At 34.9% G+C, this 23,678-nt stretch carries 23 protein-coding genes and 1 pseudogene; 13 read left to right on the plus strand and 11 right to left on the minus strand.

The window, feature by feature from the left end; genetic code table 11:
* The first annotated feature begins 9 nt into the window (after positions 1-9).
* From cmk to pyrF, 5 genes are all read left to right on the plus strand, one after another.
* Positions 10-702, plus strand: a complete 693-nt coding sequence (gene cmk, locus HX124_RS03060) for a (d)CMP kinase (RefSeq protein ID WP_107009703.1) — start codon at positions 10-12, stop codon at positions 700-702.
* Positions 703-807: 105 nt separating this feature from the next.
* Entirely contained in the window at positions 808-2,484 is a 1,677-nt protein-coding gene (rpsA, locus tag HX124_RS03065; protein ID WP_107009704.1) for a 30S ribosomal protein S1, read from the plus strand.
* 162 nt (positions 2,485-2,646) lie between these two features.
* Positions 2,647-2,952 carry an integration host factor subunit beta gene (locus HX124_RS03070; protein ID WP_107009705.1) on the plus strand — a complete coding sequence of 102 codons (306 nt, stop codon included), beginning with the start codon at positions 2,647-2,649 and terminating at the stop codon, positions 2,950-2,952.
* A gap of 21 nt (positions 2,953-2,973) precedes the next feature.
* A complete protein-coding gene (locus tag HX124_RS03075; RefSeq protein ID WP_107009706.1) occupies positions 2,974-3,330 on the plus strand; it encodes a lipopolysaccharide assembly protein LapA domain-containing protein in 357 nt (118 codons plus the stop codon).
* Between the two features lie 165 nt (positions 3,331-3,495).
* Positions 3,496-4,176, plus strand: coding sequence for an orotidine-5'-phosphate decarboxylase (gene pyrF / locus HX124_RS03080; protein WP_286377072.1), 681 nt, complete (start codon positions 3,496-3,498; stop codon positions 4,174-4,176).
* A 57-nt stretch (positions 4,177-4,233) separates the two neighbouring features.
* On the opposite strand, the gene HX124_RS03085 is transcribed toward pyrF, so the two are convergent.
* On the minus strand, positions 4,234-6,000 hold the full coding sequence (locus HX124_RS03085) for a TerD family protein (RefSeq protein WP_286381905.1): 1,767 nt from the start codon (positions 5,998-6,000) through the stop codon (positions 4,234-4,236).
* Between the two features lie 160 nt (positions 6,001-6,160).
* Between HX124_RS03085 and HX124_RS03090 the strand changes: the two genes are divergently transcribed.
* Positions 6,161-6,430, plus strand: a complete 270-nt coding sequence (locus HX124_RS03090; RefSeq protein WP_286377074.1) for a hypothetical protein — start codon at positions 6,161-6,163, stop codon at positions 6,428-6,430.
* A 51-nt stretch (positions 6,431-6,481) separates the two neighbouring features.
* Here the strand turns inward: HX124_RS03090 and HX124_RS03095 are convergent, their stop codons facing one another.
* Both HX124_RS03095 and HX124_RS03100 read right to left on the minus strand, forming a co-directional pair.
* Positions 6,482-7,390 (minus strand): LysO family transporter, encoded by a 909-nt coding sequence (locus HX124_RS03095; protein WP_107009710.1) that lies wholly within the window; start codon positions 7,388-7,390, stop codon positions 6,482-6,484.
* Between the two features lie 44 nt (positions 7,391-7,434).
* The gene (locus HX124_RS03100) at positions 7,435-8,958 is read right to left on the minus strand and encodes a flavin-containing monooxygenase (protein ID WP_286381906.1); all 1,524 of its coding nucleotides are present in this window, start codon (positions 8,956-8,958) and stop codon (positions 7,435-7,437) included.
* Between the two features lie 153 nt (positions 8,959-9,111).
* Here HX124_RS03100 and HX124_RS03105 point away from each other — a divergent pair, with 153 nt between their 5' ends.
* From HX124_RS03105 to HX124_RS03115, 3 genes are all read left to right on the plus strand, one after another.
* Positions 9,112-10,122, plus strand: a complete 1,011-nt coding sequence (locus HX124_RS03105) for a helix-turn-helix domain-containing protein (RefSeq protein ID WP_286377076.1) — start codon at positions 9,112-9,114, stop codon at positions 10,120-10,122.
* Positions 10,123-10,224: 102 nt separating this feature from the next.
* Positions 10,225-11,373, plus strand: coding sequence for a cell division protein ZapE (zapE, locus tag HX124_RS03110; RefSeq protein ID WP_107009713.1), 1,149 nt, complete (start codon positions 10,225-10,227; stop codon positions 11,371-11,373).
* Positions 11,374-11,749: 376 nt separating this feature from the next.
* Entirely contained in the window at positions 11,750-13,912 is a 2,163-nt protein-coding gene (locus HX124_RS03115; protein WP_286381907.1) for a malate synthase G, read from the plus strand.
* A gap of 117 nt (positions 13,913-14,029) precedes the next feature.
* Here the strand turns inward: HX124_RS03115 and HX124_RS03120 are convergent, their stop codons facing one another.
* From HX124_RS03120 to HX124_RS03140, 5 genes are all read right to left on the minus strand, one after another.
* Positions 14,030-14,278: a putative periplasmic lipoprotein gene (locus HX124_RS03120; protein WP_286381908.1), complete on the minus strand. Its 249-nt coding sequence runs from the start codon at positions 14,276-14,278 to the stop codon at positions 14,030-14,032.
* Positions 14,279-14,426: 148 nt separating this feature from the next.
* Positions 14,427-14,654 carry a hypothetical protein gene (locus tag HX124_RS03125; RefSeq protein ID WP_107009716.1) on the minus strand — a complete coding sequence of 76 codons (228 nt, stop codon included), beginning with the start codon at positions 14,652-14,654 and terminating at the stop codon, positions 14,427-14,429.
* 243 nt (positions 14,655-14,897) lie between these two features.
* Positions 14,898-15,980, minus strand: coding sequence for a tRNA (uridine(54)-C5)-methyltransferase TrmA (trmA, locus tag HX124_RS03130; RefSeq protein ID WP_286381909.1), 1,083 nt, complete (start codon positions 15,978-15,980; stop codon positions 14,898-14,900).
* A 91-nt stretch (positions 15,981-16,071) separates the two neighbouring features.
* Entirely contained in the window at positions 16,072-16,971 is a 900-nt protein-coding gene (locus HX124_RS03135) for a LysR family transcriptional regulator (RefSeq protein WP_286377080.1), read from the minus strand.
* A gap of 136 nt (positions 16,972-17,107) precedes the next feature.
* Positions 17,108-17,530 (minus strand): guanosine-3',5'-bis(diphosphate) 3'-pyrophosphohydrolase, encoded by a 423-nt coding sequence (locus HX124_RS03140; RefSeq protein WP_107009719.1) that lies wholly within the window; start codon positions 17,528-17,530, stop codon positions 17,108-17,110.
* Between the two features lie 100 nt (positions 17,531-17,630).
* On the opposite strand from HX124_RS03140, the gene HX124_RS03145 reads away from it, so the two are divergent.
* Positions 17,631-17,966 carry a hypothetical protein gene (locus HX124_RS03145; RefSeq protein WP_107009720.1) on the plus strand — a complete coding sequence of 112 codons (336 nt, stop codon included), beginning with the start codon at positions 17,631-17,633 and terminating at the stop codon, positions 17,964-17,966.
* A gap of 169 nt (positions 17,967-18,135) precedes the next feature.
* A pseudogene (locus HX124_RS03150) lies at positions 18,136-18,800 on the plus strand (SOS response-associated peptidase).
* Positions 18,801-18,818: 18 nt separating this feature from the next.
* Here HX124_RS03150 and HX124_RS03155 read toward each other — a convergent pair.
* Positions 18,819-19,283, minus strand: a complete 465-nt coding sequence (locus tag HX124_RS03155; RefSeq protein WP_107009239.1) for a MarR family winged helix-turn-helix transcriptional regulator — start codon at positions 19,281-19,283, stop codon at positions 18,819-18,821.
* 948 nt (positions 19,284-20,231) lie between these two features.
* On the opposite strand from HX124_RS03155, the gene HX124_RS03160 reads away from it, so the two are divergent.
* Entirely contained in the window at positions 20,232-21,764 is a 1,533-nt protein-coding gene (locus tag HX124_RS03160) for a TerC family protein (RefSeq protein ID WP_286377082.1), read from the plus strand.
* A gap of 94 nt (positions 21,765-21,858) precedes the next feature.
* On the opposite strand, the gene HX124_RS03165 is transcribed toward HX124_RS03160, so the two are convergent.
* Complete coding sequence (locus tag HX124_RS03165; protein ID WP_107009241.1) at positions 21,859-22,716, minus strand: alpha/beta hydrolase family protein; 858 nt, start codon at positions 22,714-22,716, stop codon at positions 21,859-21,861.
* Between the two features lie 145 nt (positions 22,717-22,861).
* Here HX124_RS03165 and HX124_RS03170 point away from each other — a divergent pair, with 145 nt between their 5' ends.
* On the plus strand, positions 22,862-23,323 hold the full coding sequence (locus HX124_RS03170; protein ID WP_286381910.1) for a hypothetical protein: 462 nt from the start codon (positions 22,862-22,864) through the stop codon (positions 23,321-23,323).
* Positions 23,324-23,385: 62 nt separating this feature from the next.
* Here HX124_RS03170 and HX124_RS03175 read toward each other — a convergent pair whose 3' ends face one another.
* Positions 23,386-23,628: a hypothetical protein gene (locus tag HX124_RS03175; RefSeq protein ID WP_107009243.1), complete on the minus strand. Its 243-nt coding sequence runs from the start codon at positions 23,626-23,628 to the stop codon at positions 23,386-23,388.
* Positions 23,629-23,678: the final 50 nt, after the last annotated feature.

The raw sequence follows: 23,678 nt of genomic DNA on the forward strand, positions 1-23,678 counted from the left end.
GGAAGTTTAATGACCATTCAAATTATTACGATTGATGGACCAAGTGGTTCAGGTAAGGGTACATTAGCAGCAAAACTTGCTGAGCATTATCAATTTCATTTATTGGATTCGGGTGCAATCTATCGTCTACTTGGATTTTCATTGTATAAAAAAGCTTTATTAGATGCTCTAAATGAAGAAAATACATTGCAACAATGTGAAGAAATTGCAAAAAATTTAGATATTAAATTTGTGACAGAAATAAACTCAACGACGCAAATTTTTCTAGATGGCGAAAATGTGACAGAAACGATTCGTACCGAACAGGTCGGAGAGTTTGCTTCAAAAGTTGCAGCAATTCCTGTACTTAGAACTGCACTTTTTGAGCGTCAACGTGCTTTTGCGCAAGCGCCAGGTTTAGTTGCAGATGGTCGTGATATGGCAACCTCAATTTTTCCAGAAGCACAAGCGAAAATTTATTTGACTGCTTCAGCAGAATCACGAGCGACACGCCGAGTAAAACAGTTGCAGGCTATGGGTTTGGATGTTAAAATAAACGATATTTTGTCTAATATCCAAGCGCGCGATAAACGAGATATGGAGCGTACAGTTGCTCCATTAAAGCCAGCTCAAGATGCTTACATCATTGATAGTTCCGAATTGAACATTGATGAGGTATTCAAATTGATGACTGATTTTATCGATGCGCGATTAGCAAATTAACAAATTTAGTGGAAGCATAGCTTGATCAGTTTTATACGGACTATGTGGAGACTTAACTGAACCGGCCTTGTCTGATCCAAGACCGCTGACTTTTCTAGGTATATCATGACCGAATCTTTTGCAGCCCTCTTTGAAGAAAGCGAATTAAACCTCAACGTTGAAAAGGGTGCAGTCATCCAAGGTATCGTTGTTAGTATCGATTCTGACTGGGTAACTGTTGATACTGGCCTTAAATCTGAAGGTGTTGTATCTCGCTCTGAATTCTTAAACGAACAACGTGAACTTGAAGTTCAAGTTGGCGATACAGTAGACGTTGTTGTTGAAGCGCTTGACAACGGTATGGGTCAAACAGTTTTATCACGTGAAAAAGCAAAACGTGCTGAAACTTGGACTAAACTTGAAAAAATCTTTGAAGACGGCGAAATCGTTACTGGTGTTATCTCTGGTAAGGTTAAAGGCGGTTTCACTGTTGACATCGGTCCAGTTCGTGCGTTCTTACCTGGTTCACTTGTAGACACGCGTCCTATCCGTGATACAACTCACCTTGAAGGTAAAGAGTTAGAATTCAAAGTAATCAAACTTGATGCTAAACGTAACAACGTTGTTGTATCTCGTCGTGCAGTAATGGAAGCTGAATCTTCAGCTGACCGTGAAGCGCTTCTTTCTCAATTGGAAGAAGGTCAAACAGTTACTGGTACAATCAAAAACCTTACTGACTACGGCGCATTCGTTGACCTTGGTGGTATTGATGGTCTTCTACATATCACAGATATGGCTTGGAAACGTATCAAACACCCTTCAGAAGTTGTTGAAGTGGGTCAAGAAGTTACTGTTAAAGTACTTAAATTTGACAAAGAACGTAACCGTGTTTCTCTAGGTCTTAAACAACTTGGCGAAGATCCATGGTTAGCGATCATGAACCGTTATCCTAAAGGTTCTATCGTTAAAGCGCGTGTAACTAACTTAACTGACTACGGTTGTTTCGCTGAAATCGCTGAAGGCGTTGAAGGTTTAGTACACGTTTCAGAAATGGACCACACTAACAAAAACATCCACCCATCTAAAGTTGTTCAGATTGGTGACGAAGTTGATGTTATGGTTCTTGAAGTTGATGAAGAACGTCGTCGTATTTCTCTTGGTATCAAACAAACTCGTGCTAACCCATGGGAAGAGTTTGCTAAAGCTCATGAGAAAGGCGAAAAAGTTTCTGGTACAATCAAATCAATCACTGATTTCGGTATCTTCATCGGTTTAGCTGGTGGTATCGACGGTCTTGTTCACTTATCTGATATTTCTTGGAACGAACAAGGCGAAGAAGCTATCCGTCGTTACAAGAAAGGTGACACAGTTGAAGCAGTTATCTTATCTGTAGATGCTGAAGGTAACCGTATCAGCCTTGGCGTTAAGCAATTGAATAGCGATCCATTCAATGACTTCTTAGCTGCTAACGAACGTGGTGCTTTGGTTAAAGGTACTGTAACTGCTGTTGACGCTAAAGGCGCAACTGTTAAGTTAGCTGACGAAGTTGAAGCTTCTTTGAAAGCATCTGAAATCAACCGCGATCGCGTTGAAGATGCAACTAAATTCTTAGAAGTTGGTCAAGAAGTTGAAGCGAAAATCATCAACGTTGACCGTAAATCTCGCTCTATCAACTTGTCTATCAAAGCGAAAGACGAAGCTGAAGAGAAAGAAGCTGTAGCAAGCTTAAAAACTGCTACAACTGCTCAAGACAACGGTCCTAAAACGATCGGTGATTTGATCAAAGCTCAAATGAATCACTAAGAGGTGTTGTTAAAAAGTATTATTAAATGTAATTAATTAATACTTTTTATACAAATACTGTAAAAGGTAGCGTAGTATACGATCACTGCGCTACCTTTTTGTATTTAAAAAGGATATTATTTAAAGCAAGCTAAATAGCATTCAAATTAATTGAGGTCGTAGATGACAACTGAAGCATTAAACAAATCTGACTTAATAGAAAGAATTGCACTTAAAAACCCACACTTGGCTGAGCCATTGGTTGAAGAAGCTGTTAAGATTATGATTGATCAAATGATTGCATCGCTTTCGTCTGATGATCGTATTGAAATTCGCGGATTTGGTAGTTTTGCTCTACATCACCGTGAGCCACGTGTAGGTCGTAATCCTAAGACAGGCAAATCAGTAGAAGTTGCAGCTAAAGCAGTACCACACTTCAAACCTGGTAAAGCATTACGCGACGCAGTAAACGAATCTGCAAATAAATAAAAATTCGAAAATGGGGTGATTATGCGCTATTTCTTAGTAGCATTACTGTTAGTAATATTTGGCTATGCGTTAGCATTGGTTTTACAAAATCCAGCTGAACTGCCTGTGGACTTATTGTTTACCCAAGTTCCTGCAATGCGTTTAGGCTTATTGTTATTACTAACCTTAGTACTCGGTGTTGTGCTTGGACTATTGGTTGGTGTGCAGATTTTCCGTGTATTTCAAAATGCTTGGGAAATTAAGAGATTGCGCAAAGACATTGACCATTTACGTAAAGAGCAAATTCAAAGTGCTCAATTGGCAGCCGCTGAGGCAGCAGCAAGTGTACGCCATGAAAAAACAGTGATGGATGTATACGCACAAGATAAAAAACTTTAAATCATTATAATGCTATAGATCCTCAATCATTTAAAATAATGAAAGATTGAGGGTCTCATTATTTTAACTAATCATACATTATATCTGCATTAAAGAAGATTAAGGCTTTGTGCAGCTCTTGATTATCCTTATAATAAGCCATCTTGTTGTGATGGAAAGAACCCCTTGAGTATTATTGTTGCCTTAGATGCTAAAAGCCAATATGACGCACTAAAAATTGCTGATCAATTGGATCCATCACTTTGTCGGGTAAAGGTGGGTAAAGAGCTATTTACTCATGAAGGATCAAGTATAGTCAAAGCTTTGCATGATCGTAAATTTGAAGTATTTTTAGATTTAAAATTTCATGATATTCCAAATACTACAGCACAAGCTGTATGTGCTGCTGGCGACATGGGCGTATGGATGGTGAATGTTCATGCTTCTGGTGGTCGCAAAATGATGGAAACTTGTGTAGAGCGTTTAAAGGCTGGTAATTATAATACACAGTTGATCGCGGTTACTGTTTTAACTTCTATGGGGCGTGAAGACTTACGTGATATTGGCTTAGATATTGAGCCTTTTGAGCAAGTTCAACGTTTAGCTCAATTGACTAAAGACAGTGGTTTGGATGGTGTAGTATGTTCTGCACAAGAAGCAAAAATGTTGCGTGAAACATTGGGGCAAAACTTTTCTTTAGTGACACCAGGCATTCGACCAGCAGGTTCTAATGCAGATGATCAAAAGCGTATTGTAACGCCTAAACAAGCGATGCTTGATGGCTCTACGCATTTAGTGATTGGTCGCCCAATTACTCAATCAGAAAATCCAAGCCAAACTTTAAAAGATATTTTGGCAACATTGTAATGTACTAAATATTTAAATCACGATTCAATGTGGATCGTGATTTAAAATCTATAAAAATTAAATTTGATTACTTTTTTCTAAATTACATTTTCGACATAAAATCTGTAAATTATTTTCTGAGTTAGAACCACCTTTAGAAAATGGAATAATATGATCAAATTCTAAATAAGCACTTGAACTACATTGTACACATTTGCCTTGGCATTTTTGCCATACTGCATTTTTAATATTTTGTGGAATATGTCGGGTGTTACCTGAACTTTGTGAAAAGTCTAACTGTCGATGAAATCTTTTAATTGCGTATTCAATATAAGCTTCAACAATATTTGAATCTTTGCCAATATGATATTTACCTGAACCTTTTTTGGTTTTTGCTATAATTTCAATATATTCAGAAAGAATTTCAACAGCAATAATATTTGAAATAAGAAGCTCAAAAGCTGTACTTGCTTTAAATATAATCCGCTCACTCGTAATAAATAAGTCACCAACAACATATTCTTTTTTGGTTGCTTGAATACCTACTTTTTTTTGATGTAGATAAACAAACTCAGAATTTTTGACAATAATTTCGGTGGTTTGAATTGTATTTACTTGACCTTGTTTAATTTGTGTAATCTGTTTCGCTATGGAAATTGTACGATTAATTTGCTTGAGAAGTGTTGGTTCAGGATGTAGAAATTGGCATAATTTTTTAATCAATAATTCATTTTCATGTGAAATAGTGCCATCAAAAATAAGAGAAGCAAGTGTAAAATTAAAGAAATCTTCGATAGCATTTTTGGCACGTTGTACTAACTCTTTACTATTTAATTGGTGCAGTGTTGCAAATTGTGTCAATTTTTCTATTTCTTGATTGCTCAGTATGCCATCCGCTAAAGCAGTTTTGAGCATATTGACAAACTTAACTTCATTGGCTTGGCGTAGCATGATTAAGGCTTGTTCTAAAGTATTTTGTGGTACCTGTAGAAACTGTGCCCATTCTATGATTTGTTGTTTTGATTTATGTTGCGAGACTTGTAATAAAAAGCTTTTAATTTCTTGTTCAGAATAGTTCAAAGCATCAGCTAAAGTAATATTTTTATCTGTACAAAATTCAATAAGTTGTTGTTGGTTTTGTGGGCTGATATTGTGTGTTGCAAAAATTTGTAGGAGTTGTTTTTGAAACTCTTTTATATGTTTTCTTTTTTCTAAGGCTTTGAGTGGAGCACTAAAAATGTCTTTTAAAATATGACTTGTAGTTGCTTGCTCGGATGAAGTATTTGGTGGTTCTACATGTGCTGGGGGAGTCGGGTCAATATGAGTCGGTTGTTCATCTGCAATTTCAACACCAAAATGCTCAGCTAGAGGCTTCAGTCCACCATTAAAGCCTTGTGCGATCATTTTAAATTTCCAGAGTTCTTTATAACGGTAAAATTCTCCTAAAATAAGTGCAACTTCACGATGATTTTGTCCAATAATTTTAGCCTGTGCTAAAGTTTGTTGTTGATTTTTCACTTTTAAAAGGAGATGAGAGATATTTGAAAAATTTAATTGTTCATTTGCTAGTGTTGCACAAATTGCAATTCTATGGATTTGTGCATCAATTTTATGTAGCTGTAGATGAAATGAAATAATGGATTTTTGTTCTAAATAGATGGAATGATTTTGATTATTTAATTGCCCATAAAAAATCATATCATCATCGCCACGTACTTTGTTCGTTTGTGTAGCGAGGCTATAAGCGCTGAAATCTAAGGCTGTTGAGTCAATGCCGAAAACTTGAATTTCTAATGTTAATGCAGTCGTAGGAACTATCGTGTTAGCACCTGCAATTAAATCCACTTATTTTTCTCCTTTAAATGAAAATACTTATTTAATTTTTGTTTTGTGATTACACGCTACAAATAAGCAAATAATTTATAAAAAACTCATCAAAATCATAATGACATAAATATAATACGATTACTATCGAGATTATTTGTCAAAATAAAAAGGAAAAATAATGACTAAAAATAAATCTATTTTTATTGTTTTGCTGTTAATGTTAGTGCTTATACCTGTGTGCCAAGAATTGTATAAACAAAGAATTTATAATCAGGCGATGAAGGAATTTTGTGTGCAGTCACATTTGCGTCAATCGATGAATGAGATCTTAATAATCATTGCTCAACATGAGATGCTTAAAATTTATAAACACGCTGTGAACAAAATGATCATTTTTCCAAAAAAGCCTAGTTTAGATACTGCGCTTTGTCAGTTAGAGATTAAATAAAATCGAGTGATCAATATTCGTTATTCTCTAGCTGAATATGAGCGCGAAGACTTATAACGCTGCTAAAATACTCACAGCAATAGGCGCAAGTATAGATAACACGAAGCCACTTACCATTGCATGAGGAATAAATTCATTGCCACATGCCTGTTTAACCATAGGTAACGTCACATCCATTGCTGTTGCCCCTGCGGTTGAGATTGCAGAGCGTGGATAGCGCCAGCCGATGATATACATCGCTAAAATAGCAAAAATTTCCCTAAATAAGTCATTCATTAGTGCAATGCTGCCAAGATGTGCATTTTTCAACTCAGTAACGACAATACCTGTCATGGAGTAAAAGCCATATCCTTGAGAAAGCATGATTAAGTCTTTGAGATTAATGTTGTTGATGAGTAATGAGCATACAACTGCACCAATAATTGAACCAATAATACAGCCAATAGGTACTAACATAATCTTCCAATTGAGCCATGAGCGATCAAGAGGAGAATAGGCTAAATCTAAACCAATCAGTATCATAAAAATTAATAACAAATACCATGAACTAATGTGTAATTGATAATCAAATGCTGAAAATAACTCAGATAATCCATAGCCAAATGCGATCGCAATAAAAGCATAACTAATATTAATTAGAGAACCAATGAGGAGTTCACTAGATACACGACCTTGAGTCGGTTGAAAGCCAATTAATTTAAATAAAATATAACAACAGATAAATGCACCAGCAGAAGTTGCTAAAGAAATGGTAATAGCATCACTGAGAATTTGTGCAGGTTGAGCAATAGTATGCAAGGTTTGAGCAAACTCAATTGCAATCGCAACCAGTAAGATATAAGTAAAATAAGGCAACACTTTGAAAGCTATTTTTTCGAGCCACTGAGGTAAGCGTCGTGCTAAAATAAAGCCTAAAAATAAGCAAAATAAAAGTTGAAAGATAAGCCAAAGAGATTGCATAAAAATGGGTAAATAATCAGTATTTACCCATTATAGCCAAAGTTTTATGCAGCACGTGAATTTTTGTTTGACATTTGTTTTTTACCTAAGAGTAAATAATCTGCTGGATTTGCAGTTCGAGTTTGCATCCAAAATTTCCATGTATACGTTGGCCAAAGTGAGAAGTTTTTCCCACCATCTTGTTGATACCAACTAACACAGCCTGACTGCCAAACGGTACCTTTGAGCTGCGCTTGTACTTGATCATTAAATTGGTCTTGCACTTCTGGTTTAATGACAATCGCTTGGGTCTTGGTTTTGTTGACAAGGTGAATAAGCTGTAAAATATAATTGACCTGAGATTCAATCATAAAAATAACAGAATTATGCCCAAGTACCGTATTTGGTCCTAACAACTGAAATAAGTTAGGAAAGTTTTTAGTGGTCACACCATAATAGCTTTCTGCACCATCTTTCCATGCATCTTTGAGTTCAATGCCATTTAAACCGTAACATTCAAATGATTTTAGATAAATACGTGGGTCAGTAATAAAGCCTGTGCCATAAATTAAACAATCAATTTGGCGTTCTTGACCATTTTTCATGATGATACTGTTTTCAGTAAGCTCTTGAATGGCATCAGTCATTAATTCCACGTTTTCACGATTAAAAGTTGGAAAATATTTATTGGAAATCAAGATGCGTTTACATCCCATCACATAGTCAGGAGTCAATTTTTTAGCAATAGATTTATCTTTCACTTGGAATTTAATAAAAGCTTCCGCTAGTTTTTGACCATATTTCATAATCTTAGGTTGTACAATAGGAACAACACGAGACTCATTTGACCAATACAAACGTGCGCGATGTAGTTTTCTAAACCATTCGAAGCGTTTAAATAAATGTTTATCTAATGCATTATAAGCGCGTTCGTCGCGTGGAATAACCCATGCAGCAGTACGTTGTAAAACGTAAAGATTTTTAACTTTTGCAGCAATTTCTGGAATGTATTGAATGGCACTGCCACCTGTTCCAATAGATGCAACATTCTTTTGATTAAGGTTATATTTGTGGTTCCATTGTGAGGAGTGAAAAACTTCACCTTTAAACTTTTCAATACCTTTAATTTTTGGAATTTGTGGTACATGTAAAGGACCCGAGGCAAAAATAACAAATTGTGCTTCTATTTTTTGCCTATTGTTTAATACTAAATGCCAATGACCTTGTTGTTCATTATATGTGGTTGAAATAACTTCTTGCTTAAACTGAATATATTTTTTAAGTTCATATTCTTTAATAAGATCCTGAATATAATCAAAAATCTCAGGTGCTTCAGCATAGCGTTTAGACCAATCTTTTTTAGGTGCAAAAGAGAGCGAGTACATATGAGATTGGACATCACAGGCAGCACCAGGATATTGGTTTTCACGCCATGTGCCACCAACATCATCGGCTTTTTCTAAAATAATAAAGTCATGGATATTGGCTTGTAATAGACGAATAGCCATAGCTAAGCCGCCAAAACCTGCACCAATAATCGCAATTTGAGTTTTTTGAGTGGGTTCATGATTCGCGTTTGCTGCACACATATTTTAAAACCTATTCTTTTGATTTTAGTTGAGCTTAACTGAATTTTTAAAAAACAGACATGATTCAACAAACAAAAAAATTGATCAAATCGGCAATTTAAAAAAGTTCAAGAATATAGTAAAAAACAAACAGTGAAAAATATTGTAGATATGATGAAAAGATCAATACTCGGCTTAATGTATTTAATTCAAGGTATGCGTAATGCAGGTATTGATGTGGATGAACGCCTTGCGAGTATTGGAATTCAATCCGATGCTCTAGATCCAAGTTCAATTATTCATCCGAGCTTAGAGTGGGATATTCAAAAAATTATTGGTCAAGGTGTGCAGCCTGAAACAGGATTGTTTATTGGGCAGCATTATGCTCTTGCGGGTTATGGTCCATTATTAATGTTATTAGTAACATGTAATAGTATTGGTGATGCAATCAAAAATGGTATTCGATTTCAGGGCTTAACGCATTTATATGGAGTTTTAGATACCATTGAAAATGAACATCAGGTTGCTTTAAGTTATCAACCTGTTGATCTAAAATCTGAAATGGGGCTTTTACGTGCCCAATGTGAAATTTCAGGAACTTATAAATTTTTGCAAGATATTTATAAAATGATGGGTTTAATTGTTCCTGATTTACGTGTTGAGTTACCATTTAAACAACCAGAAGATCCTGACACATTACAAGAGTTTTATCATTACTATGGATCAAATTTGCATTTTGATTGTCCATCAGCTGCATTTTGGTTGGATAAATATGTTATAGATGTCAAAATTTCATCTGCTGACCCAATAACGCATCGTGTTTATGAGGTGAAATGTATAGAGGAGATTCAACGTTTAAGTGCAGTTGAACATCAGGTTCCAGTGTTAATTCAACGTGTAAATGATTATTTAGAGTTACAGCAAGGTGTTATGCCAACGATGGCAGAAACTGCACAGGCTTTAAATTTACCAGAGCGTACTTTACGTCATCAACTGCAACAATTAAACACCAGTTACAAAATGATTCGTGAGCAATTAATCAAACATAAAGCATTGCGTCTGATTGAATATAAAGAATATTCAATAGAAATGATTGCTGAATTGTTGGGATATTCTGAGCCTGCGGCATTTAATCATGCATTTAAACGTTGGTTTGGGCAAAGTCCACGCCAATATGGCAAATAGCCTAAGTTTACGTATAGCAAGAATGAATTAATGACAAAGTCTTATTTATCAAATTCTAATTTTCGCTATACTTCCATTAGCCCCTAAAAGTATTAAAGTAATATGTTAGACAAAAAAACAGCACACAGCACCGCATTTACGCCTTTATCTCCTGCGGAACGTTACGCTCAGGCTTTATCATCTGGGCAGTTTTTACCCGATGAAGCACAGGCGCAAGCAGTGCATGAGCTAGATCGTGTTTGGCAAGAGTTACTAAGCCGTTATAAAGCTTCTAAAAAGGCTTTTCGTCGCTTTCGTCGTCAAACAGCACCAAAAGGGGTGTATATGTGGGGCGGTGTGGGACGTGGTAAAACATGGCTAATGGATCAGTTTTTTGAATCAATACCATTTCGTCGAAAAACCCGTATGCATTTTCATCACTTTATGCAGTTTGTACATAAAGAGTTAAATAAACTTTCTGGTCAGCGTAATCCACTCGATTTAGTTGCAGATCAAATTTACAAAGATGCAGTGGTGATTTGTTTTGATGAGTTTTTTGTGTCGAATGTAACAGATGCAATGATTCTCAGTGATTTATTTCAAAAGCTATTTACACGTGGCATCACATTGATTGCAACATCAAATATTGCACCTGATGGTTTATATAAAAATGGTATTCATCGCGATCGTTTTATTCCAACGATTGAAATGGTGAAGAAAAATTGTGTCATTTTAAATGTTGATGCAGGGGTAGATTATCGTTTACGTGTATTAAAACAAGCACAATTGTTTAAGTCACCTTTAAATGATGAAAATAAAACATGGATGGCTGAACGCTTTAATGCTTTAGTATTGTCACAAACCATCTCTAAAGATTCGATCATCATTAATAATCGTGAAGTCGAAACGCTTGGGCATACAGAAGATGTTTTGTGGTGTGAATTCCGTGAACTTTGTATGAAACCACGTAGTCCATCTGACTTTATTGAAATTGCCAATATTTATAATACAGTTTTGGTTAGTAATGTGCCGCATTTGGATGATAATTTATCGGAAGGTACGCGCCGTTTCATTTATCTAGTCGATGAATTTTATGATCGTGGAGTGAAATTATTATTGACTTCTACGGACTCTATTATTGAGATTTATGAAGGCGAAAAGCTTGCTTTTGAAATAGAACGTACCCGTTCACGTTTATTAGAAATGCAGTCAGATGAGTACTTGCAGTCCGCACATCGACAGATTCAGGCAAAAGAGTTACAAGTTGAATAAGATTAAAAAGAGCACTCAAAAGAGTGCTTTTTTATGGAAATGTGAAATGATTATTTACAGGCTTTTGTCGACATTCTTTGTTTTTCATGGCTTAATCAAAGACGAGAAAAAGTATATAGATATTAAAATGATCAAATAAATGAACTTTTGGCACTTAAGTCTAATTTCGACATTTTAAAAACTTTATACACTGTGGAAAGGGTATTCAAATTGTTGATGTTATTTGCATCTTAAAACTGTATTTAATTGAATGATGTTGGTATGTATTCAAATTAAAATGCTTACTATTTAGGAATGTGATATTACTATTCAGCAAAGTATAAATAGGTATACTAAGAATCTCTTGTTATAAAAAGTAGCAATATCAGGAAAGACAATGACTGCACGTATTCAAAAAGGCAAGTTAGCGATTGCTAAAGAACTCTACGATTTTATCGAAAATGAAGCTTTACCAGGCTCTGGTTTAGACAGTGAAAAATACTGGAAAGATTTTGAGCAAGTTGTTGTCGATCTTAGTCCAAAAAATAAAGCACTATTGGCTAAGCGTGACGATATTCAAGCTAAAATTGATCAATGGCACCGCGACAATAAATTTGAACTCGAAGCTTACAAAGCTTTCCTTACAGAAATTGGCTACTTATTACCAGAAGTAGAAGATTTCCAAATCACGACAGAAAATGTCGATGAAGAAATTGCCTTACTCGCAGGTGCACAATTGGTTGTACCAGTACGTAATGCACGTTACTGCTTAAATGCTGCCAATGCGCGTTGGGGTTCTTTATACGATGCACTTTACGGTTTTGACGTGATCTCAGAAGAAGATGGCGCAGAAAAAGGTAAAGGCTATAACCCAGTTCGTGGTGACAAAGTTATCGCATTTGCAAAAAACTTCTTAAATGAAACCTTCCCACTTGCAACGGGTTCACATACAGATGTGACTAAGTATGCAGTGGACGGCAATAAACTTGTTGTGAGCCTAAAAGATGGCGCTACAACAACTTTAGCAAAAGAATCACAATTTGTTGGTTTCAATGGTGAGCCATCTGCTCCAAATGAAATTGTACTTTTAAATAATGGCTTACACGTTATTATTGAAGCTGATGCAACAAGCCCGATTGGTAAAACTGATGCGGCAGGTGTCAAAGATCTTGTACTTGAAGCTGCTGTTACAACGATTCAAGATTTAGAAGACTCAATCGCTGCGGTTGATGCTGAAGAAAAAGTAGAAGGCTACCGTAACTGGTTAGGCTTGATGAAAGGTGACCTTTCTGAATCTATCGAGAAAAATGGCAAAACGGTTACTCGTACATTAAATAAAGACCGTACACATAAAAACTTGATTGGCGGTGAGACTAAGCTTCACGGTCGTTCTTTAATGCTTCTTCGTAACGTAGGTCATTTAATGACGAATCCTGCGATTCTTGTAGATGGTGCTGAAATCTACGAAGGAATCATGGATGCATTAATTACACCATTATTGACTTTCGCTGACATTAAAGGTGAAAACGAGAACAAGAACTCACGTAAAGGTTCTATGTATATCGTAAAACCAAAAATGCATGGTCCTGAAGAAGTTGCATTTGCGGTTGAATTATTCGAACGCGCTGAACAAGCGTTAGGTTTACCTGCAAAAACCTTAAAAATCGGAATTATGGACGAAGAACGCCGTACTTCTGTAAACTTGAAAAACTGTATCGCGCAAGCAAAAGATCGTACGATCTTCATTAATACAGGTTTCATGGATCGTACAGGTGATGAAATCCATACATTTATGGAAGCAGGTCCATTCGTTCGTAAAGGCGAAGTGAAAGGTCAAATCTGGTTCCCTGCTTATGAAAACCGTAACGTGATGATCGGTCTTCAAGCTGGTTTACGTGGTAAAGCACAGATTGGTAAAGGTATGTGGCCTAAGCCAGATATGCTTTTAGACATGTACAAAACTAAAATTGAGCATCCTGAAGCTGGTGCAAGCTGTGCATGGGTTCCATCACCATCTGGTGCAGTCATTCATGCGATTCATTATCACCAATGTAATGTTTCAACTCGTCAACAAGAGTTATTGAAAACTGAGCCATTATCTTTAGATGATTTGTTGACTCCGCCTTTAGCGACAGACACAAATTGGACTGATGAAGAGAAAACCAAAGAACTTGAAAATAACTTACAAGGTATTTTGGGTTATGTTGTTCGTTGGGTTGACTTAGGTGTAGGTTGCTCAAAAGTTCTTGATATTAACAACGTTGGCTTGATGGAAGACCGTGCGACACTTCGTATTTCTTCTCAACACGTTGCTAACTGGTTACGTCATGGTATTGTGACTAAAGAACAAGTTGAAGAAGTATTTAAGCGTATGGCGAAGATCGTGGATGAGCAAAATGCAAACGATCCGCTTTATACACCAATGGCACCAAGCTTCGATGGTTTTGCTTATCAAGCAGCTTATGACTTAGTGTTTAAAGGTGCTGAGCAGCCATCAGGTTATACTGAGCCATTGCTTCATGCTTACCGCTTGAAATTGAAAGGTTATACAGGTGACTAATCTGTAAGCGATAAAAAAACCCTGACTTGTCAGGGTTTTTTTATTTGAGTGCAATAACATATTTATGGTTTAGACTTAGATAAAGTACAAATTTACACTCATAGAAATCTTAAAAATTTATTTCACCATACCCAAAATAGCTGTTTGTGTTTTACATACTTCAGTCGCTTCTTCTTTACTCATTTTATTGACTTCATCCTCAAAAGCCTTTTTCTGATTTGTGATTGCTTCTTCAGAGATACCACTAGTTTTTGCCATTTTTTCAATGTGTTGCCATGATTCTTCACATTCTTTTGGCATTTTATTGCTGCTGCATCCACTTAGAATAATACTAATCGCTGTCAGTGCTAAAAAGATTTTTTTCATTGTTAATTCTCGATTTAAGCTTCAAATACATGAATATTTTGTTATGCGTTTATGATGTTAACAGCACTTTTAGAAGATGTCTTGTTATAAAATGCAGCGAAATATTAAAAAAGGCATTCATGAGAATGCCTTTTTGTATCATCCATGACTATTGAATAGGTGGATGTTGAAGTTCGTTTAGCTCTTTACGACTGAAGCCTCGAGATATGAGAACTTTTTTAATACCCAAAATAGTATCTTCATCTTTCGCTTTAGATAAAGCCAAAAGAAGCTGATCATTGGATTTACAAGAGCAATCATTTTCCACGCAAGCAATTTGATTTTTATGCTCATTTTGCTGCGCATCTTTTGTAAACAGCTTTTGCCAAAAACTCATAGAGCCTTCTAATGCAACCAAACATAGCTTGAAATATAGAGGGTTTAAAATAAAATACAAGCTATGCTAAGGTCTAGCTTGAATAAAAAACACGAATTTTAACGATTATAAATTAAAAATTTAACGGAATGATGACAGCTTTTTTATGATTAAAAAATTAAGCCATTGATAAGTAATGTGAATATTGTTGTTTAGAAAATAGGCTACATCAATGTAGCCTAGCTTAACTTTGAAATAAATTGTTTAAATCTTTTCGAGCAAGACCCCAGATTCGACATGATGTGTATATGGAAATTGGTCAAATAATGCAAATTTTTGAATTTTATGTGTTTGTGTTAAAACTTCTAAATTTTCAAATAATGTATCTGGATTACATGAAATATAAAGAATACGCTTAAACCCTTGCAGCAGTTTTAACGTCTCTAAATCAATGCCTGCGCGTGGTGGATCAACAAATACAGTTTCAAATTGATAACTCGAAATATCGATTTCAGCTTCTTGTAAACGACGGAATTCACGTTCACCTTGATAAGCTTGGGTAAACTCTTCAGCAGAAAGGCGAGCGACTTGAATATTATCAATTTGGTTCTGCTCAATATTCCACTGTGCAGCATAAACGGATGATTTTGCTAATTCTGTTGCAAGTACACGATTAAAATGTAGCGATAACGGAAGTGTAAAGTTACCATTGCCACAATAGAGTTCTAATAAGTCTTGTTGCGAGTTTTCTACAGCATTACAAGCCCATTGCAACATTTTTTGGCAGACTTGGGCATTGGGCTGAGTGAAACTACTTTCAATTTGTTTGTATTTAAATTTTCGGTCAAATACTTGTAATTCTTCTACAACAAACTCATCACTTAAAATAACCTTTTGACCACGACTACGCCCAACAATTTTGATTTTAAGCTTGTCAGCAAGTTGCTTGGCTAAAGTTTCCCATTCTTCATGAAGTGGGGCACGATAAACCAATGACACCAGCATTTCACCATTGAGCGTTGCAAGAAAATGAACCTCGAAAAGGCGTTTTGATAAAAGCTCATGCGCTTTAAGTTCTGCCAATAAAATCGGCATTAAATCATTAATACTTTGATCAGCAATAGGAAATCCATCAATTCTGACAACAACTTTTTGCTGATCTGCATCACGTTCAAACATGGCGTAGAACATATCATCTTCAGTATGCCAAATTCTAAACTCTGCACGCATACGGAAATTTTTTTCAGGAGAAGCAAAAACTTCCAATTCAGGTGGATTAAATTTGCTAAATTGATTGTGAATACGCTCAATTTTGGCATCGAGCTGAAGCTGATAAGTTGAAGTCATAAAAGTAAAGGATACAAGTTTAAAGCAGATAGAATGGTAACAAAGATTAGCCAAATTAGCTGCAATAAACTGAGTTTAGCTGAATGAAAAGCTATCTTTTTGTTAAATGTTCAACTAAATAATCAATAAAGACACGCACCGCAGGTAATAAGCCACGTCTAGAAGGATAAACAGCATGAAAAATTCCTTGAGGAACTTTCCAATTTGGTAATACTCTGACCAATTCGCCAGAACGAACATAATCTTGAACAACTGAGTCAGGCAATAAAACTACACCACAGTTTTGACTCGCAAGTTTAGCTAACATCATGAGGTCTGAACCCATGACAATAGGCGTAACTTTCACTTTTTTCTGATGATTATTCTCATCATATAAAACAATTTGCTGTTCTGAATGCTCATCAATCATGCTTAAAATACGATGCTCTGATAAATCTTCTGGACTTTTTAAGGAACCAAATTCATTTAAATAAGCTTGACTTGCAAATAAATGTTGCTCAATACGTTCAAATTTTCTCAATACAAGATTTGGATCATCATCAAGATTGTCGCGTACACGTAAAGCAAGATCAATCCCTTCATTGATGATATCTACGCGACGATTGCTGACCAATAATTGAATTTTGATTTCAGGATATTCTTTTAAAAACTGCGGTAAAATACGAGAAATTTCATTCTGTGCAATTGAAACAGGCACACTGACTTTGATTAAGCCACGTGGTTGTGCACTTAAGTGGTCAACCAGATCATGCGCAGATTGGGCAGCATTCATCATGACTTGAGCATAACGATAAATATTCATCCCGATTTCAGTGACAGCAAAATGTCGAGAGCTACGTTGAATCAGTCTAACTTTTAAATTTTCTTCTAAATTATAAACACGACGACTTAGTTTTGACTTTGGAATATCAGTTGCACGTTCTGCTGCACTAAATCCGCCATGCTCAACAACTAAAGCAAAACAATAAAAATCATCTAAATCGGTGAGCATGTGTTTTCCAAAATTGCAGTAATTATATATTCTAAAAGAATTTAGCTGATGAATGTCAACAACTAAACTGTTTGTGCTTGATTGGGTAGATTAAGTGCTTTTTTTAATAAAGCTTCAATATTTTTCACATTAAAATTTAGCTATTTTGCAGTATTTCATAGACTTTTTTATATTCCTCTAAACGTTGCAGGTCTCGTTGAGTGGGCTGAGGAATACGTGTTAAGTCCATATTGTCCATCACATCGGCAAGTTTAACAATTTTTGCAATTGGGTTTTTCGCTGCACGATAAGCAGCTTGGATACGTGTTTCTCCAGATTTTTTAGTTAATGCTAGAATAGCATCGATTGTATCTTGGTTGAACCCGAGTGAAATTAAATCGACAATGGTTGTATCAGTATCTTCTAAAATATCATGTAAAACAGCAACGATTTGCTGCTGAGGATGATGGACTTTGAGCATTAAACGTAATGGATGAAAAATATAAGGTTGACCACCTTTATCAAGTTGACCTGTATGCTTTTTTGCAGCAAGCGCAATAGCTTTCTCAATTGTTGACATAACATCCTTATGTATTGATTTAAATTAAGTAAAAGTACGTAGACTATTCGAATTTTTTTTGAACTCGTTTAAACTATAATTTTATTGTGTGCTTTTAAAAATGACTTTTCAATTGATTGACGTAAATAATTCTGGACAAAATGTAACATGCCCTCATTGTCAGCATGCTGTATTAGACTGGTCGCAAGAGCAATATATTCAGCCTTGTGAGCATACTTTATTTATTGCAATGGATTTAGGTTTTGAATTTATCTCTGATGCTTTTGAACAGACGATGCCTCGTAGTGTAGATGAAATTCATGCACATGATGAGCAGGGACTTCATATATTGAATGAATTAACACAAGCTACATTTAAAGATTATCAAATTTATAAAATGGATTTAGGTGTTGAAGGTTTATATCGCTACATTGGTTTTAGTCAGGTTGCCTTGTAAGGTTATTTTTACTGAATTATTTTTAAATAAAACTAAATAATCATATAAAAGGTCAATTAATTTTTTTACATTTTTATGATGGAAAATTATTATTTTTGTGCAAATGAGACAAAATGACCTAATACATGATGAATAAAGTCAGTTTGTTTGATGGAGTTTCGCTTAAAATATGTGTGCAAATTATAAGCCTGCAACCTTGCAACAAATTTATGATTTAGGATTACCAAAAATTCCGTTTGAATATCAGGAGGAGGTTTATCCAAGTTTTCAGACCCCTTTATTATTTAAGTCAGATACAGGTTTAGAATGGCGTCTAGTCAATTTCGGATTGATTCCTAAATGGGCAGAAAATCGTGATATTGCAAAGCACACTTATAATGCACGAAATGAAACATTGCTTGAAAAAGCAAGTTTTCGTGATTCATTACTAAAAGCAAAATTAGGTCTAATTGCTGTGACCGAATTTTATGAAGCTAAATATATTCATGGAAAAGCACAGCGTTGGGGCGTGCGACGTAAAGATGGTCAGGCATTTTTATTGCAGCATTGTATGAAATTACCAAGCTAAATGAAGAAGTTATCCGTTCAACTTGTATGATTACAATGGATGCTATAGATCATGCAATGATGAAAGAGTTTCATGAACTAGGTAATATTAAGCGTTCAGTCGTTGTCATTCCGCATGAAAGAATCGAGCAATGGCTTGCATGGAAAAACCCAAATATTATGACATTTATGCAGGGTTTTCCTGTGGAGGAGTTTGAGTGCTTTTATTGTCCCCAACAACGTCAAGCAAAAAACTCTCCACAGTTAAACATGTTTGATGATTTATAAAGCAGAGCGCTTTATAAATTAACGTGATAAATTTTTAAAAATATGTTTCAAACTTTCCATCATTTTTTCAATTTGAAGTGGGGTTAAACCTTCAAAAGATTGCTCTAAAACAACACTCATTAAATCATTGATTTTAATTGTCATTTGTCGGCCAGAGTCGGTTAAGTTTACTCGTGTAATACGTGCATCTTGACTACAAGAATAGGTATTAACTAAGCCTTCATCTTTTAATCGATAGACAATTTTAGTTGTGGTCGACATTTTTGAAACAATCATGTCTGATAGTTCAGAAACACTTGCGTCTGGTTTAGACTCAAGTGCTAATAATAAACGACGTCTAGAATTATCTACACCATACTTTTTTAAGGCATGGTCGACATTAAGTACATACTGAGAATGAACTTGTGTAATCCAGTAATATGGAAAATTTTCCAAATTAAAATTATCAGTTGTTGGTAAAAATTTTGAATATTTTTTGGTCATCAAAAAGATTCCTTGTTTTTTCTAATTATTAACCAGATGTAATAACAATTGTAATAGTATTGTAAATTGATACCTAAAATCAATACAAAAATAAACAAATAATGCTAAAAATAAAGAAATACTATGAAGTTTTACTTTATAATTGTTTAAACTCTGTTACTTAGTGTAAGTATAAATTTATCATTTTTGAGTTTAATCATTTGTCATTTGAGCTTAATTTTAAGTAGCATATTGCATGATGCTTACTTTCTGGACTAAATAACTCAGCACAAGAATTTCAATAGTTTTGCTATTGTTTGATCTTTCAAGTCCAGTTTTTAGTGTACTGTTCTTGTTTTGCTTTTTGGCTATTTATCTAATTTTAATGAGGGGTATGTATTAAAATTAATCCCATTCATAAGCTATTTTAATATTTCTATATAGGGTTTAGGTTTGTTTCAACCTAGATACCGTACACTTACGCTATTTAAAAAATTATTCATATAATAGAGTGATTTACTTCACTTATACATGAATACTTCATTAAAAATAATGTGGGTGAAATATCAATCATGTTCGTGTGATATTTTAATTAAAAAAAGGTACTCTTAGACTTGGCTTTACAAACAAAAATTTCTGTCTAAAATGTCATAAAAAATAAAAACACATATATTTATTAAATTTATAGAATTAGAATACAAGGGCTTGAAATAAAATATTAGATGATTCTAAATCAATTTTACTGATTTAATTAAATGAAACTATTTATTTTTTGAATTTTAATTTGGTGATAAAACACGAAATTTATTTTTATTTGTAAAATAATAAAAAAAATAATTACAAAATATCTAGATTGTGCATAATTAAGAGCAATATAGTTGAAAAGGTCTCATTCATGGATCCGTCGCCGTGTAGGTTAAAATTTAAGTTTTGTATAATGAATAAGAATAAAGAGCAGGAGATCTAATAATGGAATTTTTATTAGATCCTGGTATTTGGGTAGGTCTACTCACTCTAATTGTTTTAGAAATTGTTTTAGGTATTGATAACCTCGTATTTATTGCCATTCTAGCTGAAAAATTACCGCCTGAAAAACGTGATAAAGCACGTGTTATTGGTCTTTCTCTCGCTTTAATCATGCGTTTAGGATTGTTATTTGCAATCTCATGGTTAGTTACGCTAACTCAACCTCTTATTACGGTTTTCGATAAGACCTTCTCAGGTCGTGATTTAATTCTTTTATTTGGCGGACTTTTCCTCGTCTATAAAGCCGTGACAGAATTACATGAAAAAATGGAAGGCAAGCCAGAAGTTCATGTCACCAGTAATGTTGTCTATGCAAGTTTTACGGCTGTTGTTGCTCAAATCGTCATTTTAGATGCAGTGTTCTCTTTAGACTCTGTAATTACTGCCATTGGTATGGTAGATAATATTTATGTGATGATGGTTGCTATGGTTGTTGCTATGGCTGTAATGTTGTTGGCTTCAAAGTCATTAACTGCATTTGTAAACAGACATCCAACTGTTGTCATTCTATGTTTAAGTTTCTTATTGTTAATTGGTATTAGTTTAATTGCAGAAGGTTTTGGTTTCCATATTCCAAAAGGATATATCTATTCAGGTATTGGTGTTGCGATTTTAATTGAGGCATTTAACCAATTTAGTAATCGAAATGCTGAAAAACATAAAGCAAAAATTCCTTTACGCCACCGTACAGCCGATTCTATTTTAAAGCTTATGGGAAGTAAGTTAGATACAGATGTGTCAGCATCGCCTGAAACCATAGAAGCGAAAAAAGCCTTTGTAGATGAAGAACGTTATATGGTGGGAGGGGTTTTAACACTTGCTGAACGGAGTGTTGCCTCTATTATGACACCTCGAAATCAAATTTCTTGGGTAAATTTAGAGGATGATGCTGAGAGTATTCGAAATCAAATTTTGTCTGTACCACATAGTTTATTTCCTGTATGTCGTGGTCAGTTAGATAAAGTCGTAACGATTGTGCGTGCAAAAGAGCTAATAGATGCTTTGGATGAGCCTGAACAATTACAAGCGTTATTGAAGCGTCAGCGCCCAATTTTTATTTTTGAAAAAATGAAGGTGATTGATGCAATTCATACTTTACGTACTTCAAAAGGTTCACTGGTTTTAGTCACGAATGAGTTTGGTAATATTCAAGGTCTGATTTCACCATTAGATGTGTTTGAAGCTATTGCAGGTGAGTTTCCTGATGCAGATGAACAGCTTGAACTGGTGAAAGTTGATGACACAACATGGAGAGCATCGGGAATGCTTGATTTGTATCAACTTGAATTAGAGCTAGAAACAGTCGATTTAGTTCAAGAAGATTCAGACTATTTTAGTGTGGCTGGTTTAATTTTTGATAAAACTCAGGGTAATGTCAAAGTTGGAACGCATATTGTTCAAGAGGGTGTTGATTTTGAAGTTTTAGAAATGGATGAAAATCGCATTAAGACCGTTAAAATTACTCGACCTGATTGATTAGATTAAATAAAAATGCCTCAATAATGAGGCATTTTTTGTAAGAATAAAAAGACACTGAACGAGGATTACAGCATTCAGTGTTGAAACTGGGTTAAGCGGCTATTTCTTTTTCAATCATTGACCAAATATTTTGATGTGATTTTTTGAACATCAGCATATGTCCGATAGATTTATGCCCTAAATCTTGTGGAACGAGTTCATGCATTGTTGTTTTAGCATTTGGATAAAGGCGTAGGAGATCTTTAACATTGGCTTCAGTTGCGATTTCATCATCTGATGACCAATACACCGAAATAGGGCAGGTAATATTTTGATGATAATCTTCAAAAATTGTTTTACCTAAAGCATTCTCTACATAACCTGGACGGCTACAAAATTGTGCCCATTGTTTTGCAACATTTTTCGGTAAATTTTCACCCATTCCCATCATTTTTGTTGCGCCGTAGCCTTTAAAAAAACTCGAAATTGGAAAAATAATATTAAACATAACAGGTGCAAGTTGTTTGGTGCGACCTTTCAAGCCTTTGACATGTCCAGTTGAGCCTGAAATTGCAATGACTTTTGCGACTTTTGCATAATTAGGGGCGATTCCAAGGAGTTGACCGCCTGCACTATGTCCAACAAGAATGACTTGTTCTTTTTGTGTTTTGACCAAAAGCGCATCAATGGCAGCAGGAATATCAAGCTGTCCCCAATCTTGAATACTTGCTTGAGATTTTTTTAATGGACCATGTAATGAAGCACCAATACCACGAAAATCAAAGACCATAACTTGATAGCCTTGTTCTGCTAACCATTCAGCAAAAGAGCGATAAAAGCTTTGCACAATCCCTGTAGCGGGGCAAATTAAAATAGGTAAGTTTTGATTTTTTTGCGTATTTTCGTAAAAGGTTGCACTTAAAGTATAACCATCTTTACAAGTAATATTGAGTTTTTCAGAGTTTTGCATGGTTGATTCAAAAATAATTATGAACTTGTTTCTACAATATACAAGTTCTAAAAAGAAACTTGATTAAATTATGACTAGAGAGTCAAAAAATAAATGAGAACATGGGTACACTACAAGAAAATGGAATAGGGTAGTTAATTCAATAATGGATGTAATGCAATTTTCAAATGCGGTTAAGTTCGCAATTATTTTTAGTGGTTTATATCTTTGGGTGGGTATGCTGACAGGTGTATGGAAATATGCACAAATCCGTAATTCTGAACAATCACGTGCGCACTATTATGTGGATATTGCACATCGAAGTAGCTTGCTTTATGCACCAGCAACGTTGATTTTAGCTGTGCTTGCATACTTTTCGATTTGGTCAGACCTGATAAATTTACTTTGTGTACTGATTAATTTGATTTTTTTTACTTTTTCGATTGCAAGTTATGTCGTACATGGTTGGTTAAAAGATACGACAAACCAATTTAAACAACCGCATAAAATGGGGAATAAAAGTTTACCTAACTGGTTGATGACAAGTGCGATGATACTTTTGGTTTTGGGGGAGGTATTGGCGACTGGTATTTTAGTTTTGGGTGTGATCTTCGGTTTTTATTTTTAAAATTAGATGCAATTTGTAGAATACTTTTACTTCAAAAAAGATGGATGCTAAGCATCCATCTTTTATTTAATACTTGCTGCTTTGGCTGATTTACGGGTTTTGTGGTCGATCAATTCCCATAGACAAAATGCGGCAGAAACGAATAAAGCGTATACAAAAAACTCAGGTTTTAAGTTGCCTTGAACGAGACCATGTAAAAATAGAATAGTCATCAAAGCTAAAGTTGTGCTTAAGTAAATGACCAGTTTTTTGTTAGCCTTCAAAGAATTAATGAAGACTTGCTTATTTGAATGTAATGATAACATCCTCATCCCTCCTGTCTGCTCGACAAAAACCCCATTGTTTTAGTCTGAAT

This window comes from Acinetobacter sp. 226-1 (assembly GCF_030329325.1).
In the GTDB taxonomy this organism is placed as follows: Bacteria; Pseudomonadota; Gammaproteobacteria; order Pseudomonadales; family Moraxellaceae; genus Acinetobacter; species Acinetobacter sichuanensis.

Excerpts from the sequence above, each read along its gene's own strand:
- cmk (WP_107009703.1), top strand. The coding sequence starts at position 10 with ATGACCATTCAAATTATTACGATTGATGGACCAAGTGGTTCAGGTAAG.
- rpsA (WP_107009704.1), top strand. The coding sequence starts at position 808 with ATGACCGAATCTTTTGCAGCCCTCTTTGAAGAAAGCGAATTAAACCTC.
- HX124_RS03070 (WP_107009705.1), top strand. The coding sequence starts at position 2,647 with ATGACAACTGAAGCATTAAACAAATCTGACTTAATAGAAAGAATTGCA.
- HX124_RS03075 (WP_107009706.1), top strand. The coding sequence starts at position 2,974 with ATGCGCTATTTCTTAGTAGCATTACTGTTAGTAATATTTGGCTATGCG.
- HX124_RS03090 (WP_286377074.1), top strand. The coding sequence starts at position 6,161 with ATGACTAAAAATAAATCTATTTTTATTGTTTTGCTGTTAATGTTAGTG.
- HX124_RS03095 (WP_107009710.1), bottom strand. The coding sequence starts at position 7,390 with ATGCAATCTCTTTGGCTTATCTTTCAACTTTTATTTTGCTTATTTTTA.
- HX124_RS03100 (WP_286381906.1), bottom strand. The coding sequence starts at position 8,958 with ATGTGTGCAGCAAACGCGAATCATGAACCCACTCAAAAAACTCAAATT.
- HX124_RS03105 (WP_286377076.1), top strand. The coding sequence starts at position 9,112 with ATGAAAAGATCAATACTCGGCTTAATGTATTTAATTCAAGGTATGCGT.
- zapE (WP_107009713.1), top strand. The coding sequence starts at position 10,225 with ATGTTAGACAAAAAAACAGCACACAGCACCGCATTTACGCCTTTATCT.
- HX124_RS03115 (WP_286381907.1), top strand. The coding sequence starts at position 11,750 with ATGACTGCACGTATTCAAAAAGGCAAGTTAGCGATTGCTAAAGAACTC.
- HX124_RS03120 (WP_286381908.1), bottom strand. The coding sequence starts at position 14,278 with ATGAAAAAAATCTTTTTAGCACTGACAGCGATTAGTATTATTCTAAGT.
- HX124_RS03125 (WP_107009716.1), bottom strand. The coding sequence starts at position 14,654 with ATGAGTTTTTGGCAAAAGCTGTTTACAAAAGATGCGCAGCAAAATGAG.
- trmA (WP_286381909.1), bottom strand. The coding sequence starts at position 15,980 with ATGACTTCAACTTATCAGCTTCAGCTCGATGCCAAAATTGAGCGTATT.
- HX124_RS03135 (WP_286377080.1), bottom strand. The coding sequence starts at position 16,971 with ATGCTCACCGATTTAGATGATTTTTATTGTTTTGCTTTAGTTGTTGAG.
- HX124_RS03140 (WP_107009719.1), bottom strand. The coding sequence starts at position 17,530 with ATGTCAACAATTGAGAAAGCTATTGCGCTTGCTGCAAAAAAGCATACA.
- HX124_RS03145 (WP_107009720.1), top strand. The coding sequence starts at position 17,631 with ATGACTTTTCAATTGATTGACGTAAATAATTCTGGACAAAATGTAACA.
- HX124_RS03155 (WP_107009239.1), bottom strand. The coding sequence starts at position 19,283 with ATGACCAAAAAATATTCAAAATTTTTACCAACAACTGATAATTTTAAT.
- HX124_RS03160 (WP_286377082.1), top strand. The coding sequence starts at position 20,232 with ATGGAATTTTTATTAGATCCTGGTATTTGGGTAGGTCTACTCACTCTA.
- HX124_RS03165 (WP_107009241.1), bottom strand. The coding sequence starts at position 22,716 with ATGCAAAACTCTGAAAAACTCAATATTACTTGTAAAGATGGTTATACT.
- HX124_RS03170 (WP_286381910.1), top strand. The coding sequence starts at position 22,862 with ATGGATGTAATGCAATTTTCAAATGCGGTTAAGTTCGCAATTATTTTT.
- HX124_RS03175 (WP_107009243.1), bottom strand. The coding sequence starts at position 23,628 with ATGTTATCATTACATTCAAATAAGCAAGTCTTCATTAATTCTTTGAAG.